We start from the raw sequence: 14641 nt of genomic DNA, 5'->3' as shown, positions 1-14641 counted from the left end.
GCCGAAGCGGAGCGAAGGCCTCGAAGGAGCCCTCCAGGGATCGCGCGGCCGGCTGGAGGGCTCCTTCGAGGCCCGCACGCGGGCATCTCAGGATGAGGCGGAGGATTGGAGCAGCGGCCTGCCCTGCCGCATCCAGAGTTCCGCATGACACCCGTTACCGTCTTCCAGGACAAGATTGTCGCCCTGTTCGGGCTCGGCGGCTCCGGTCTCGCCACGGCGCTGGCGTTGAACGCGGGCGGGGCCGGCGTGCGGGCCTGGGACGACAACGACGACAGCCTCGCCCGCGCGCGCGAGGCCGGGATCGAGACGCAGGACCTGCGCGAGGCCGACTGGTCCGGCTTCGCGGCCCTCGTGCTCAGCCCCGGCGTGCCGCTGACCCACCCCGAACCGCACTGGAGCGTCCGGCTCGCGCGGGAGGCGGGCGTCGAGATCATCGGCGATATCGAGCTGTTCTGCCGTGAGCGGCGGGCGCATGCGCCGGCGGCGCCGTTCGTGGCGATCACCGGGACCAACGGCAAATCGACCACCACCGCCCTCGTCGCCCATGTCCTCGCCCAGGCGGGCCGCGACGTGCAGATGGGCGGCAATATCGGCACCGCGATCCTGTCGCTGGAGCCGCCGTCCGCCGACCGCGTCCACGTCATCGAGATGTCGTCGTTCCAGATCGACCTGACGCCGGGCCTCGACCCGAGCGTCGGCGTGCTGATGAACATCACGCCGGACCACCTCGACCGCCACGGCACGATGGAGCAGTACGCCGCCATCAAGGAGCGGCTGATCCGCGGGGCCGGCCTCGCGGTCGTCGGCATCGACGACGGCCCGAGCCGCGCCATCGCCGACCGGCACCAGGGCGACCTCGTGCGCGTCCACGTCCCGCACGCCGAGGCACTCTGTACGGATGCCCTGACGGTCCGCGACGGGATCATCCAAGAACCGGACGGCACACCGCTCGCCGATGTGAACGGGATCGGTTCTCTCCGAGGCGCACATAACTGGCAGAACGCGGCCGTCGCGGTCGCGGTGGCGCGTGCCCTCGGCCTGTCGGCCGAGCAGATACAGGCCGGGTTGAGCACGTTCCCGGGCCTGCCGCACCGGATGGAGGAAGTCGGGCGGCGCGGCCACGTGCTGTTCGTCAACGATTCCAAGGCGACGAACGCGGATTCCACCGAGAAGGCGCTCACGGCCTTCCGCGACATCCACTGGATCCTGGGCGGCAAGGCCAAGGACGGCGGCATCTTCCCGCTGGTGCCATATTTCGAGCGGGTCGCCCACGCCTACCTCATCGGCGCGGCCTCGGATGCCTTCGCGGCGACCCTCGAGGGGGCGGTTCCCTACACGCGCTGCGAGACGCTGGAGGTGGCGGTCCCGAAGGCCGCCGAGAACGCCGCCGCCTCGGGTGCGCCCGAGCCGGTGGTCCTGCTCTCGCCGGCCTGCGCGTCCTACGATCAGTTCCGGAATTTCGAGATCCGCGGCAACCGCTTCCGAGAGCTGGTTCAAGCGCTGCCTTAAGAGCGGCGCTCGCCACGGGCTTCAGAGTGGCCCCGACGCTGAGAGGAGTTGGGGTTCTGCAGCGACGGCCAAACCCCAACCTCGTCTTTCCGGCCTCGCGAAGCGGAGCCCGGAGGACAGAAACGCCTGGCGCGCAAGGACTTGCGCTGTCTGTGATTCTGGATTCCGGGCTCGCCTGCGGAGCCCGGGAATGACAGGCGGATCGATCCGGCAATCGATCCAGGGCGAGCGAAATCGTCTAATGCGATCTGCGATGGCCCCGACGCGACGCTCGCGCTCCGGTCAGCGCGCCAGAACCTTGGCGGCCTCGCGCGTCGTATCCACCGCCCGCGAGACGTCGGCCACCGACTGGACGATCGCCCCGATATTGCCGGTGATCGCCGTGACCGCGCCCGCCGCGCTCTGCATGCTCTCGGCGAGGTCGCGGGTGACCGCGCTCTGCTCCTCGATGGCGGCGGCAGTGGCCACCACGGTCTCGCGCATCACCGAGACCGAGGCGCCGATCGAGCCCAGCGCCCCGACCACCTCCTGCGAGACCCGCTGGATGCTCGCGATCTCGCCGTTGATCTGCCCCGTAGCGCGGGCAGCCTGATCGGCCAGCGCCTTCACCTCCGAGGCGACGACCGCGAAGCCGCGCCCGGCCTCGCCGGCCCGGGCCGCCTCGATCGTAGCGTTGAGCGCCAGCAGATTGATCTGCCCGGCGATGTTCTGGATCAGGCCGACGATGCCGGTCATCGCGGTGGCCGTGTCGGCCAGCCGCTTGGTGTGGCCGTCCGCGTCCTGGACACAGGCATAGGCGGTGTCGGTGGCTCCTTGCGAGCGAACGATGCTCTGGGACATCTCAGCCACGGAAGCCGCCAGCTCCTCGGCCGCCGCCGCCACGGTCTGCACGTTGCCGGAGGTCGAGTCCGCGCCCGAAGAAGCCAGCGCGGCAGCCTCGGTGGAATGAGCCACGGCGTGCTCGATCTCGCCGAAATTCCGGTCGATCATGACACGAAGATCCGACAGCAGCCGGACCTGGTCGGTGATGTCGGTGGCGAACTTCACCACCTTGTAGGGCCGACCGGCGGCGTCGAGGATCGGGTTGTAGGAGGCCTGGATCCAGACCTCGCGGCCGCCTTTGCCCAGGCGCCGGAACTGGGCCGCCTGATAGGTGCCGTTCCGCAGGGCCGCCCAGAACGCCCGGTAGGCCTCGCTCTCGCGATAGCCGGGCTCGACGAACAGGCTGTGGTGCTGGCCCACCACCTCCTCCCGCCCGTAGCCCATCGCGGCCAGGAAGTTGTCGTTCACCTCGATCACGGTGCCGTCGAGATCGAAGGCGATCACCGCCTGAACCTTGTGGATCGCCGCGATCTGCCCGGCCCGGTCGGCCTCCTCGGTCCGTTGCCGGGTGATGTCGGTGGCGAACTTCACCACCTTGTAGGGCCGGCCGCGGATGTCGAGCATCGGATTGTAGGAGGCCTGAATCCAGATCGGACGACCGCCGCGGCCGACCCGCTGGAACTGCCCGGTTTCGAACGAGCCGGCCCGCAGGCGCTCCCAGAAGGCCCGGTAGTCCACCGTCTCGCGCTGGACCGGATCCATGAACAGGCTGTGGTGCTGGCCGACGATCTCCGGCAGCGTGTAGCCGACCACATCGAGGAAGTTGCTGTTCGCCGAGAGGATCCGACCGGTGAGGTCGAACTCGATGACGCCCTGGACGCGGTCGAGAGCCGCGAGCTTGGCATGCGCTTCACGGGAATTCAGGGCAGCGAACATGGCAAGTGCGGCTTCCGCTTGGCGGATCGGCTGTCGCGATGCGGCCCTCAGGGCAGGCCGCTCCTCGATCCGGAGACTACATCTAAAAGTTGCAGATTGAGGATTAACATGGAGTGACTTTTGGTAGACATCCGGTCAAATGAATACGGTTTTCGAAACCTGATCATAGGGCATCGCGGAAGGCGCCCCGAGATGCCCGTTCGCTCGCCGGCTTCACCGCCGCGTCGGCGTCCGGGCCCGGCCCGGTCAGCCCGAAACGCGGCGGCGAGCCTGAAGCGACAACACTGGACATGACCGGACGTGACCGAGCGCTTGGCCTGCCGGGCTCACTCCGCCGCATCCGATTGGCGGAATCCCTCGATCCCGACCTGATCGGGATTGATCGCGTGCAGCGCGCGCCGCGCCGCTTCCAGCGGATGCTCGGCCTCGATCCGGACGGAGGTTAGATCCGGGCTCTTGTAGACCGTCACGATGGTGTCCATCACCTCGGTCAGCGTCGTGCGCTTGTCCTCGGGGGCGGCGATCAGCAGCTGCAGCCCCCAGGCCCGGTAGAGATCGACCAGCGCCTGGCTGTTGCGCACGTCGAGCTTCGAGAACGCCTCGTCGAGGAGGCACAGGCCCAGGCCGGGGTTCTCGTCACCCGGCCGATCGCCCGGATAGTAGGCGCTCGCCAATGAGGCGGCGATCGCCACGTAGAACGGCGCCTGCGCCTCGCCGCCCGAGCCGCGGAGCGCCCGCGCCGACATGGTGGTGCGGTTGCCCGCACGGTCGCGCATGCCGATCTCGTAGACGAAGTAGTTGCGGTAATCCGCGAGGCGGCCCGCATCCTCGTCTCCGGCGATCAAGGCGGTGATCTCCTCCAGCGCCGCCGCCATCGGACCCTCCGCCTCGCCGGCCAGCAGCGCCTGGGCGGCCTCCGGAGAACGCGCGGTCTCGGTGGCCAGCGCGTGGACGGCGGCGTAGCGGCGGTCCACCGCGGCCTCGAACGCGTAGATCTGGCCGGTGAAGCTGCGGGCCGAGAGTCGCTCGTTGAGCGCCTCCAACCGGGCATGGACCCGCTCGAACCGGTCGGCGAGGCGCGTCAGCAGATCCTCGGTCATGAGGCGGCGCATCTCGACCTCGGCCCGCTCGGCCTGCGCCCGGTAGCGCCGCAGTTCGTGCCCCTCGACGGCCTCGTATTCCCGCCGGACCCAGGCGAAGCCGTCGATCGCCGGCGCGTCGCCCGCGTTCAGCGGGTTCTCCACCCGCCAAGCCGCGCAGGCCTCCGCCAGCTCGCGCTCGGCGATGCGCCCGTGCGAGCGGGCCGCCTCGGCGGATTCCCGGGCAAGGCCGCGTTCGGCGGTCGCCCGTGACCCGGCGGCCTTGGCGTCGAGGCCCGCCAGGGCCCGCCGCGCCTCGACGATCACCGTCGGGTCGAAGGGCTCGGCGCGCGCGAGGCGCACCCGGGCGGCATCGCCGCCCATGAGCTGGCGCAGGGCCGCGCGCCGGCCCGACAGCGCCGCGCGGGCCGCCTCGCGCATGGTGACCAGCCGGGCGCGCAGGGCCGCCTCGTCGGCGAGCAGGCGGTCGAGCTTCGGCTCCAGTTCCTCCGACAGCTCGCGCAGGTAGCCCGCGCGCTCCGCAGTCAGCGCGGCGATCTCGGCGGCGATCCCGGCCGTGTCGCGCTTCTCGATGTCGGCACGCTCGGTCTGCAGCGTGCGGCGCCGCCCGTCGAGTCCGTCGAGTTCGGCCCGCAGCGCCTCGACATCGTCGAGGCCCCGGGCGATGCTGGCGCGAATCGCGGCGGCGGTGCGAGCCGCTTCCCGCAGCACCGCGGCCTCGCCGCGCAGCCGCCGCGCCTCGGCCACCGCGGCCTCGTGGGCCTTGCGCCCGTCGGCGGTCGGGCCGCGATGGCCGCGGGTCATGAGCAAGTCGACGCTGCGCGTGACCGAGTAGGCCATGCCGGCCGTGGTCCGCCCGCTCGGCGCGACCGCCCGGGCGAGGCGCGCCAGCTCCGCATCGTCGCGGGCGAGGTCGTAGCCCCCGAGCCGCACGCCGAGGAACGCCTCCGCGTGCGGATCGCTGGTCTCGATCACGGTGAGCGGCCCGTCATCGTAGCGGCGTGCCCGCTGCTTGGCGGTGTCGGTGGTCTTGACCAGGATGCAGCGGTGGAACCGGTCGCGGCCGGATTGAAGGACGCCGAGCGCCTCGTTCAGCCGGTCCGGCGCCACGACCAGGGCCTCGCGGGCGCGCCCGAGCAGCCCTTCGAGGGCCGGGCCCCAGGCCGGATCGACGATCTCGGCCAGCTCGCAGATCGGCACCGCCTCGATGCCCTTGCGCCCCAGCTCGCCGCGGAACGCCAGTGTGTCGGAGGACAGGCGCGCCGCCGGGCCCGCACCGGTACGGGGTGCCGTCCGTTCGGCCTCGCTCTCCTGGGCGCGGGCCTTCAGCGCCGCGTCCTCGGCGGCGCGTTCCAGCGCCTCGTCGAACTCGGGCAGCCGCGCGAGCCCGTCCACGAGCTCGGCCAGCGGGCCGTCGAGGCGCAGGCTCTCTTCCGGCGGGGCCTCCCGCCGCAGGCCAGCGCGGGCACAGGCCTCGGCGAGGCGCGCCGCCTGCGGGCAGGTCTGGCGCAGGATCGGCGCGACCGGCTGGAGCTTGCCCATCTGACCCACGAGGCCGACGAGGTCCGCGGTGCGGGCGACCAGCTCCTTCCGGTCGCGGTCGAGCATCGAGAGGCCGAGCGTCGAGGCGGCGAGCCGCCCCTCGGCGGCGCTGGCGGCGGCGAGCGCCTTCTTTTCGGCGATCTCGCCGTCGATCTCGCGCACGTAGCCGCGGCTCGCGGCGGCGCGCTCGCGGGCGATGCGCAGGGTGTCGGCACCCTCGCGCAGGCGCGTTCGAACGGCGACGAGGTCGAGGCTGCGGCGGCGAAGCTCCGCGCAGGCCGCGCGCAGCTCGTGCACGGCGGTGGCGAGCACTGCCTCGCTCCAGGCGTCGTAGCGGTCGCGCAGCCGGCGCAGGCGCGCGAGGCGGCTCTCCAGCTCGGCGATCGTCTCCAAGAGGCGGCGCCAGTTGGCGATCGAGAGCCGCACGCGCTCCACGTCGAGGGGCTCCGGGTCGAGCACGAAGGCCCGCACGAAGGCGCTGGTGTCGAAGATCGGCTTGAACGCCACCGCATTGGCGAAGCTGCGCAGGAAGTGGCGCGGCTCTGGCGCGGGCGCGCCCTCGCGCAGGGTGGCCAGGACATCGGCCGTGAAGCGCTCGCCGGACGTCCGGTACTCGGTGAAGCTCGCCGCCCGGGCGCGCAGGTCCGCGGCGATCTCGGTCCACGGGGCGGTGAAGCTTCCTCCGGGCGCTGTCCGGGCATAGTCCGCGATCTCGAACCGGTGCCCGACCGCGATGAACCGCGACAGCACCGTCTCCTTCGGCTCCACCGCGCGGGCTGCCAGGGCGAGGCCGACCGTGATCACGCGGCCCGAAGCTGGATTCTCGAAGACGAGGGCCAGAACGGTCTCGCAGGATTCCCGGGTCGGGCGGCCGCCCTCCGCCGGGTCGCTGATCCAGCCGAGGCAGTAGTCGCGCACGGTGCGGGCGCTGCGCCCGGACGCCGAGGCGTTGAGTGCGAGGCGGCTGGCGTTGTTGCCGGCCAGCACCGTGCCGACCGCGTCGAAGATCGTGGACTTGCCAGCGCCGGTGGGCCCGACGAGCGCGGCGGCGCCGCGCAGGCGGATCTGCTCGCGGCGGATCAGGTACCAGTTCGAGATGGCGATGTCGGTGAGGACGTACACGATGCGGGTGGGGCTAGGCCGCTCCTGAGGACATGACCGGCCCTGTTGGCCGGGTTCGCCCGCGTATGCAAGCGCGGGACCCGCGCCGGAGGCCCCTGCAGTCGTCCGCCGCGACAAACCGCCTTGCCAGTCAGTTCAGGCCATGCATCATGGCGATCAACGGACAAGCTCGGAAGAGTCGCCACGCATGAAACTGAGCCGGAAACTGAGCGCTCTCGTTTTCATGCTGCTGTTGGCCGCGACCGTCCAGGGCGGCATCGCCTTCTACAAGTTGAAACTCATCGACGGTCGTCTCGGGGAGCTGCTCGATACGGCTCTTCCAGCGATGAATGCTGCTCAGAGAATCGAAGCACTGGTTGTTCGCGGACGGCTGCTGCAGGTCCGCTTCGCGACGGCGGACACCGAGTCGGAGCGGGCGGCGAGCCGGAAGGAGGTCGACGACCTCATCGCGCAGCGCGGCAGGCAGGTGGAGGCCTATCGCGCGCTGGTCACCGGGCCCGACGAGCAGAGCCTCTACGACGATCTCGTGGCCAAGCTGAAGCTGCAGGGCTACGATTGGGACCGCCTGCGCGCCTTCTCGCTCGATCAGCGCGAGCAGGCGATGGCCTATTACCGCGGGGCGATGAACACCCGCTACGCCGCCGCCCTGGCGGCGGCGCACGCGCTGGCGGACTTCCACGTCCAGCGCGTCGACCAGGCCGGCCGCGCGGCCCGGGAGAGCCAAGCGAGCGCCGCACGGTGGACGCAGATCATCCTGATGGCCACGCTGCTGATCGCGTCGGCCGCGATGCTCTACGCGGCCCTCGGGGTGTCGCGGCCGCTCGCACAGATGACGGCGGCGATGCGCCGCGTGGCCGACGGCGACGCGGAGTGCCGGCTCCCGTCGGTGGGTCGCCGGGACGAGATCGGCGCGATGGCGGCCGCCGTGCACGTGTTCAAAGGCAACATGCTGCGCGCCCGAGCCCTGGAGGCGGAGGCCGCGCAGGCCCGTGCCGATGCCGAGGCGCAGCGCCGGCAGGCGGCGCAACATCTCGCGGCGCGGTTCCAGGCCACGGTCGGCGGGATCACTGGCTCCCTCGCGGAGGCGGCCGGGCGCCTCAGGGCGACGGCCGAGGGTCTGACCGCGACGGCGACGCGGACGGCGGGCCGGTCGACCAGCGCGGCCGCGACCGCCGCGGCGGCCTCGAACCACGTCGCCACAGTGGCAACGGCCGCGGAGGAGCTGGGGTCGTCGATCTCTGAGATCGGCCGTCAGGCCGGCGCATCGACCGATCTGGCGCATCGCGCGGTCGGCGAGGCGGCCGAGACGGCGCGCGTGGTCCAGGATCTCAGCGCCGCCGCCCAGCGCGTCGGCCGCGTCGTCGAGATGATCGCGGCCATCGCCAGCCAGACGAATCTGCTTGCCCTCAACGCGACGATTGAGGCCGCCCGCGCCGGCGCGGCGGGCCGCGGCTTCGCGGTGGTCGCCGCGGAGGTCAAGGCGCTGGCCGATCAGACCGTGCGGGCCACGGCCGAGATCGCGCTTCAGATCACGGCGATCCAAGACTCTACGGGTCACGCCGTGGACGCCATCGGCGGCATCGCGGGCCGCATCCGCGAGATCAGCGCCATGGCCGCCTCGATCGCCGCGGCCGTGGAGCGACAGGGCGCGGCGACGCAGGAGATCGTCCGCAACGTCGCCGAGGCGGCGTCCGGGACGCAGTCCGCCACCGTCCACGCGAGCGACGTTGCCGGCGCCGCCGAGGACACGGGGGCGGCCGCCGCGCAGGTCCTGGCCTCGGCCGCGGAAATGGCCGGGCAGGCGGGACAGCTCGGGACGGAGGTCGAAACCTTCCTGGCGATGGTCCGCAACGCCTGAGCGCGGCGGCCCGTCAGGTCTCGGCGGCCTCCGACCAGGTCCGCAGGCGCTCCAGCCACGCGTCGGAAGCGAGCACGGCCAGGCCCGGCAGGAGCGAGAGCGGCGTGACCCGCTCGACCCGGTCGCGCTCGCCCAGCCGCAGCCCGCCGCGCTTGGCGTAAAGGCGCAGGATATCGGCGAGCCGGACCTCCTCGGGCGGCTCGTTGCGCGCCACGGTCCGGATCTTCTCGACAATCTCGTCGGTGGTGCACTCGACGATGCCGTCCGTGCCGGCGCGGTGGTCGCGAAGGCCCTCCTCGTACAAGAGCCGCAGCGTTAGCAGCACCAGGGTCTCGTCCTTGCGCAGGCGCTCCGAGACGATGTCGTGGCGCGGCGCGTCCGCGGCCGGGCTGAGCGAGACCATCTGGTCGCGGTGCGAGACCGTGAGGGCGTAGCCGAGGCAGGCGAAGTAGTCGGTGAAGAACGGCGCGTAGTGCCGCGCCAGTTCGTAGGACCGGCCGATGCCCTGCGTGTCCGCGTAGATCACCTGCCCCTTCAACAGCACCTGGAGCGCGCGGCTGAGTTCCTCGGCCTCGGGCGCGCGGGCGCCCGGGGGCGGCGGCTCGTCGCCGTCGATGATAGCCCGGAATCCCTCAAGCACCGCGTCGCCGCTCCACCACGAAATCCGGGCAGTCGAGCCAGCCGTTGGCGACCCGCTCGGGTAGCCGGGTCACGGCGTAGCGCGCGCCGAGCCGCGCGTCGAACAGCACGTCGATCTCGCGCAGGCGCTGGAACACGATGAAGTCGTCGACGCCCGCGATCACGACCTGCGAGCCGCGCAGGGTGAGGGCGCTGCCGAGCCGGGCCTCCACGAAGGCGGTCATGCTCTCTGGCGTCACGGTGGTACGGCGGCGGAACGCCGCCTTGGCGGCCGCGAAGGCGTCCACCACGGGATCGTCCTCGAGATCCGGCAGCGGCTCGACGTCGATCGCGGCCTTGCGGGCGCGCGGCGCCTGCAGGTGCGCGTGACCGATCGGCGGCCGCAGCTGCGAGACATCCGCCGGCACGTCCGGGGCGATGTCCGATCCGCCGATGGCGCGCAGCATCGCGGCGGCGCGCTCGACGCCGCTCGGGTCCGGCCGGTCCATCACGTGGAGGGCGGCGCCGATCCGGCGCTCCAGGCGCGCGACGACGGCGTCGACCGCGTCGAGATGGTTGTCGAGCCCCTCGAAGACGGAGAGGATCTGCGCGAGATCCGCTCGCACGGCCCGCTGCGCGGCGTCGAGATCGGGGCTGCGGCCCTCCCGGATCAGGCCCTCGGCCAGCGCTCGGACCGTGAGGGCGTCGCGCAGCGCCCGGCCGGCCTCGCGCACGACGCTGGCCCGGAAGCGGAACGGGTTGAAGCGGGTGTGCAGCGTCCGGTAATCGCTGATCAGGTGACGCTCGACGAACTCCTCGAAGAACAGCCGGAAGGTCTTGGCGCGGTCCGGCTCGCGCAGGATCCGCTCCTCGACCTTGCGCATGCCGGCCGCGAGCCCGCGCACGTGCGACAGGAAGGCCGCCGCCGCCCGGGCCGCGTTCGCGAGCGCCTCCGAACGGCTGCCCGGATCCGACAGGGCGCTCTCGAGGCCGCCAAGCACCTCCAGAACAGCGCCGCCGTAGGATCGCGTCTCGCCCCGTTCGAGGCGGGACAATTCCTCCAGGAGGAGGCGTGCCTCGGGGTCGAACTCGACCACCGGCACGTAGCGCTCGCGGCGCTCGATCAGCCAGCCGGTTTCGAGAAGGCGGCGGTAGAGCGTCGCCCGCCGCTCGGCCGGGTCGGCTGAGATCGGCTCGTCGCCGCCGACTTCCGGGTCGCTCCAGCCCGCCGCAAAGTCGCCGATCTCGGCGAGCAGCTCGGCCTTGCGCACCGGCTCCGCCCCCAGGACGCGCCGGTGCAGATGGAGGAGCAGGGCGGCGTTGAAGCCGCGGCTCGCCGAAGCCAGCGGCTTGAACAGCTCGTCGGGCAGCTGCGCGAACAGCATCCTCTCGAGACTCTCTCCGTCGCGCAGCCCGGCCGTTACTTCGCGCCGAGGAGTTCGACGTCGAAGATCAGGGTCGCGTTCGGCGGGATCACGCCGCCCGCGCCCCGGGCGCCGTAGCCGAGCTGCGGCGGGATGATCAGCGTGCGCTTGCCGCCGGTCTTCATGGTGGCGACGCCCTCGTCCCAGCCCTTGATGACCTGGCCGGCCCCGAGCGGGAAGCTGAAGGGCTGGTTGCGATCCCGCGAGGAGTCGAATTTCTTGCCCTTCTTGCCGCCCTCGTCGAGCCAGCCCGTGTACTGGACGGTGACCTGCTGACCGGCCTTCGGCTCCGGACCGGTCCCGACGACTTCATCCTGGTATCGCAGACCGGACGGCAGGGTCACGATCTCGGCATTGGCGGCTGTGGTCATGGCGAACAACGCGGCTCCGGCGATGAGGGACAGGCGAGGCATGGTTTCTCCCTGGAGCCGGCGCCGTCCGCGCCGGCCGTCGGCAGGCCTTCTATCGGCTCCCGCCGGTAGAGGCCAGGGAGGCGGCCCGCGGCCGTCCCGACGCGCCTCAGCCGGCCGACATCGTCGCGAGATGTGCGATCAGCCGCCGAGCGACCTCGTCCTTGTCCAGGCGCGGCCACGTTTCCACCGCGCCATCGCGGCCGATCAGGTGGACCGCGTTCGCGAGGCCGCCCATGACTCCGCCCGCGGCCGAGACGTCATTGGCGACGATCAGGTCGCAGCCCTTTCGGGCGATCTTCGCCCGGGCGTGGTCGAGGACCGCGTCCGTCTCGGCGGCGAAGCCGATCACGAGGGGCGGACGCCCCGCGGACATGCGGGCGATGGTGGCGAGGATGTCGGGATTCTCCACCAGCGGCAGCGGCGCCGGCCCCGTGCCGTCCTTCTTGATCTTCTTCGCGCCGGCCTCGCGCTCCGGGCGCCAGTCAGCCACCGCGGCGGCGAAGACGGCGATGTCGGCCGGCAGCGCCGCCTCGACCGCTGCCAGCATCTCCCGGGCGCTCTCGACCCGCACGACGGCGACGCCCGGTGGATCGGGGATCGCGACGGGCCCGGAGACGAGGGTCACGGCGGCGCCGGCCTGGGCGGCCGCCGCCGCGATGGCGTGACCCTGGCGGCCCGACGACCGGTTGGCGATGTAGCGGACCGGATCGATGGGCTCGTGCGTCGGACCGGAGGTGACGAGCACGCGCCGGCCCGCGAGGATCCGGGGGCCCGAGGCTTCCGCCAGGAGCCGCTCGACGGCATCCGCGATCTCGTTGGGTTCGGCCATGCGGCCGGGGCCGCTCTCCGGCTCCGCCATCTTCCCCGCGTTGGGGCCGACGATCCGCACGCCGTCGCCCTCCAGGGTCGCGCGGTTGCGGCGGGTCGCCGGGTGCGCCCACATCTGCACGTTCATGGCTGGCGCGATCAGGATCGGCAGGGTGGTCGCCAGCAGCACCGTCGTCGCGAGGTCGGCGGCGTGGCCGCCGGCCATGCGGGCCATCAGGTTCGCGGTGGCCGGGGCCACCACCACGGCATCCGCTTGGCGAGCCAGCCTGATGTGGCCGATCTCGGCTTCGGACGCGCGGTCGAACAGGTCGGTATGCGCCCGTTCCCCGGCCAGCGCCGCCGCGGCCAGCGGGGTCACGAATTCCTGCGCGCCCTCGGTCAGCAACGGGCAGACACTGGCGCCGCGCTCGCGCAGGCGCCGGATCAGGTCGAGGGCCTTGTAGGCCGCGATGCCGCCGCCGATGACGAGCAGGATGCGGCGGTTGACGAGGGTCTCGGTCATGCCGGAAACCCTCTGCGCGCAGGGCTCCGCCCGTCAAGCGCGCTCACGCGGCGGCGGGGACCGCGGGCACCTTCAGGCCTCCGAAGCGGCGCTCGCGCCGGGCGAACTCGGCCACGGCTGCAGCGAGATCGTCGGGACCGAACTCGGGCCACATCCGCTCGGTGAACATCAGCTCCGCGTAGGCCGCCTCCCACAGCATGAAGTCGGAGAGCCGCTGCTCGCCACCAGTGCGGATCAGCAGATCGACATCCACCGGAGACCCGTGCATCGGGCCCGCCACGAGGGTGCCGAAGCTCTCGCGCGTCGGCTCCTCCGCGCCCTGGAGGCGCTGCGCCGCCGCGATGATGGCGTCGCGGGCCGAGTAGTCCACGCAGATGCGCAGGTGCAGGCGCGTGCCCGCGGCGGTCGCGGCCTCGGCCGCCGCGATGGCCGCGGGGATACCCTCAGGCAGCCGGTCGCGGCGGCCAACAACGCTGAGCCGCGTGCCGGTGCGGGCGAGCCGCTGGGTCTCGTTGCGCAGGTAGGACCGAAGCAGCCGCATCAGGCCGCCGACCTCTTCGGCCGGGCGCTGCCAGTTGTCCGCCGAGAAGGCGTAGAGCGTGAGCGTGCCGATGCCGTGGTCCGGGCAGGCTTCGGCGGTGCGGCGGATCGCCTCGACGCCGCGATGATGGCCGGCCAGCCGCGGCAGGCCGCGCTGCGTCGCCCAGCGCCCGTTGCCGTCCATGATGATCGCGGCGTGCAGGGCCTTCGGCGCTGCTTCGCTTTGCATCGTAAAGTCTCCCGGCATGACCGCGTCTTCTGAAGTCTATCGGTTCGGCATTAACAATCTTGGGAGGATCCGGCAGTCTCACGCCGGTTTCGTGGCCGGATCGAGGCCGCGTCGGCCCGGATCGGGCCCGCGCTCGGCCGCGGACGCGGCGTCCCGGACGACCTGCTCCAACACGCCCAGATAGCCGATGAAGCGCTGGCGCCCGATCGCCGTCAGACGGCACACGGTCTGGGGACGATTGTGGGAGAAGCCCTTCTCCAGGCTCACCAGATCGGCCTCGCTGAGCACCGCGAGGTGGCGGCTCAGGTTACCGTCGGTGAGACCGCACAGGCGCTTGAGATCCGGAAACGGGAGGCCCTTCGGGTGCGCCACCAGGGAGGTCAGCACGCTGAGCCGCGCCCGCTCGTGGATGATCCTGTCGAGCCCCTCGTAGGAGAAGCGTCCGTCGTCCCGATCGGAGGCCATCATCGAGGCTCGTCATCGAAGGATCGGGCGCCGTGATGGACGATCGCCGCCAGCCACACCTGGCCGACCAGGAAAGGCAGACCCATCGTCCAGGGCGAGAGGGCGTGCGTCTCCGCCGAGACCGCCAGCACGACGAGACCGGCGAGAAGGTACCACGCGCCGACGCCCTGCACCGCCCGGGGCAGTATGCGCGCCGAGGCGAACAGGCCGAGGCCCACCAGCACCTGCCACAGGCCCGGCAGCATCCAGACCTCGCCGGGGGCGAACCGCGCGATCACCAAGGCGAGGCAGGCGCCTGCGCCGGCGGCCGGCAGGAACACCTCGATCGCGTTCCAAACCATCGCGTCGGCGAGGCCGGAATGCAGGCGGCGGCTGCGCCGGATCGCCTCGATGCCGATCATCAGGAAGGCCACCAGCGCCGCCGCAACCCAGAGGCCGAAGAAAAGGCCGCTCCGGGCCGATGGATCGCCGAGCCACAGGGCCTGTCCGGCCGCACAGGCGAGCGCCAAGCCGCCGGTGCCGGCGACGGTCGCGGCGCCGAGACCGCGGAACGCCGTATCCCGCGCGATCTGCGAGCGGATCGCGACGATGTCGGCCAGCGCCTTGTCCAGGTCCTGCACGTGGCTCAATCCCCGCGCCGCAGCATGCTTTGCATCACAAAGTATCGGCCGAACATGATTGTCGCAACCCGTCCGCTCGGATCATCGGTCCGAATAGTTTCAGGCTTGATCCC

The 14641-nt window shown here is 71.9% G+C and carries 11 protein-coding genes; 2 read left to right on the top strand and 9 right to left on the bottom strand.

Translation table 11 applies throughout. The features are described 5' to 3' along the window. Positions 1-144 precede the first annotated feature (144 nt). On the top strand, positions 145-1509 hold the full coding sequence (gene murD, locus ACLBX9_RS09490) for a UDP-N-acetylmuramoyl-L-alanine--D-glutamate ligase (protein WP_447718737.1): 1365 nt from the start codon (positions 145-147) through the stop codon (positions 1507-1509). A gap of 282 nt (positions 1510-1791) precedes the next feature. Here murD and ACLBX9_RS09485 read toward each other — a convergent pair whose 3' ends face one another. Both ACLBX9_RS09485 and ACLBX9_RS09480 read right to left on the bottom strand, forming a co-directional pair. Further along, on the bottom strand, positions 1792-3267 hold the full coding sequence (locus tag ACLBX9_RS09485; RefSeq protein WP_447718736.1) for a methyl-accepting chemotaxis protein: 1476 nt from the start codon (positions 3265-3267) through the stop codon (positions 1792-1794). A 326-nt stretch (positions 3268-3593) separates the two neighbouring features. Next, the gene (locus tag ACLBX9_RS09480; RefSeq protein ID WP_447718735.1) at positions 3594-7031 is read right to left on the bottom strand and encodes an SbcC/MukB-like Walker B domain-containing protein; all 3438 of its coding nucleotides are present in this window, start codon (positions 7029-7031) and stop codon (positions 3594-3596) included. 187 nt (positions 7032-7218) lie between these two features. Between ACLBX9_RS09480 and ACLBX9_RS09475 the strand changes: the two genes are divergently transcribed. Continuing rightward, complete coding sequence (locus tag ACLBX9_RS09475; RefSeq protein WP_447718734.1) at positions 7219-8889, top strand: methyl-accepting chemotaxis protein; 1671 nt, start codon at positions 7219-7221, stop codon at positions 8887-8889. Between the two features lie 13 nt (positions 8890-8902). Here ACLBX9_RS09475 and ACLBX9_RS09470 read toward each other — a convergent pair whose 3' ends face one another. From ACLBX9_RS09470 to ACLBX9_RS09440, 7 genes are all read right to left on the bottom strand, one after another. After that, positions 8903-9529 (bottom strand): DUF4194 domain-containing protein, encoded by a 627-nt coding sequence (locus ACLBX9_RS09470; protein WP_447718733.1) that lies wholly within the window; start codon positions 9527-9529, stop codon positions 8903-8905. Continuing rightward, positions 9522-10892, bottom strand: a complete 1371-nt coding sequence (locus ACLBX9_RS09465; RefSeq protein WP_447718732.1) for a Wadjet anti-phage system protein JetA family protein — start codon at positions 10890-10892, stop codon at positions 9522-9524. Before ACLBX9_RS09465 ends, ACLBX9_RS09470 begins: the two co-directional genes overlap by 8 nt. A gap of 35 nt (positions 10893-10927) precedes the next feature. Continuing rightward, complete coding sequence (locus ACLBX9_RS09460) at positions 10928-11344, bottom strand: FKBP-type peptidyl-prolyl cis-trans isomerase (protein ID WP_010687257.1); 417 nt, start codon at positions 11342-11344, stop codon at positions 10928-10930. Positions 11345-11450: 106 nt separating this feature from the next. Next, positions 11451-12674 (bottom strand): bifunctional phosphopantothenoylcysteine decarboxylase/phosphopantothenate--cysteine ligase CoaBC, encoded by a 1224-nt coding sequence (gene coaBC / locus ACLBX9_RS09455; protein ID WP_010687256.1) that lies wholly within the window; start codon positions 12672-12674, stop codon positions 11451-11453. 43 nt (positions 12675-12717) lie between these two features. After that, positions 12718-13443 (bottom strand): di-trans,poly-cis-decaprenylcistransferase, encoded by a 726-nt coding sequence (locus ACLBX9_RS09450; RefSeq protein ID WP_010687255.1) that lies wholly within the window; start codon positions 13441-13443, stop codon positions 12718-12720. Between the two features lie 78 nt (positions 13444-13521). After that, complete coding sequence (locus ACLBX9_RS09445) at positions 13522-13911, bottom strand: transcriptional regulator (RefSeq protein WP_083920330.1); 390 nt, start codon at positions 13909-13911, stop codon at positions 13522-13524. Continuing rightward, entirely contained in the window at positions 13908-14528 is a 621-nt protein-coding gene (locus tag ACLBX9_RS09440) for a hypothetical protein (protein WP_010687253.1), read from the bottom strand. The genes ACLBX9_RS09445 and ACLBX9_RS09440 overlap by 4 nt, the downstream gene beginning before the upstream one ends. Positions 14529-14641 lie beyond the last annotated feature (113 nt).

It is taken from the genome of Methylobacterium sp. A49B (assembly GCF_053346215.1).
Note: the sequence above shows the minus strand (reverse complement) of the source record. Positions and strands in the feature narration are given on the sequence as shown.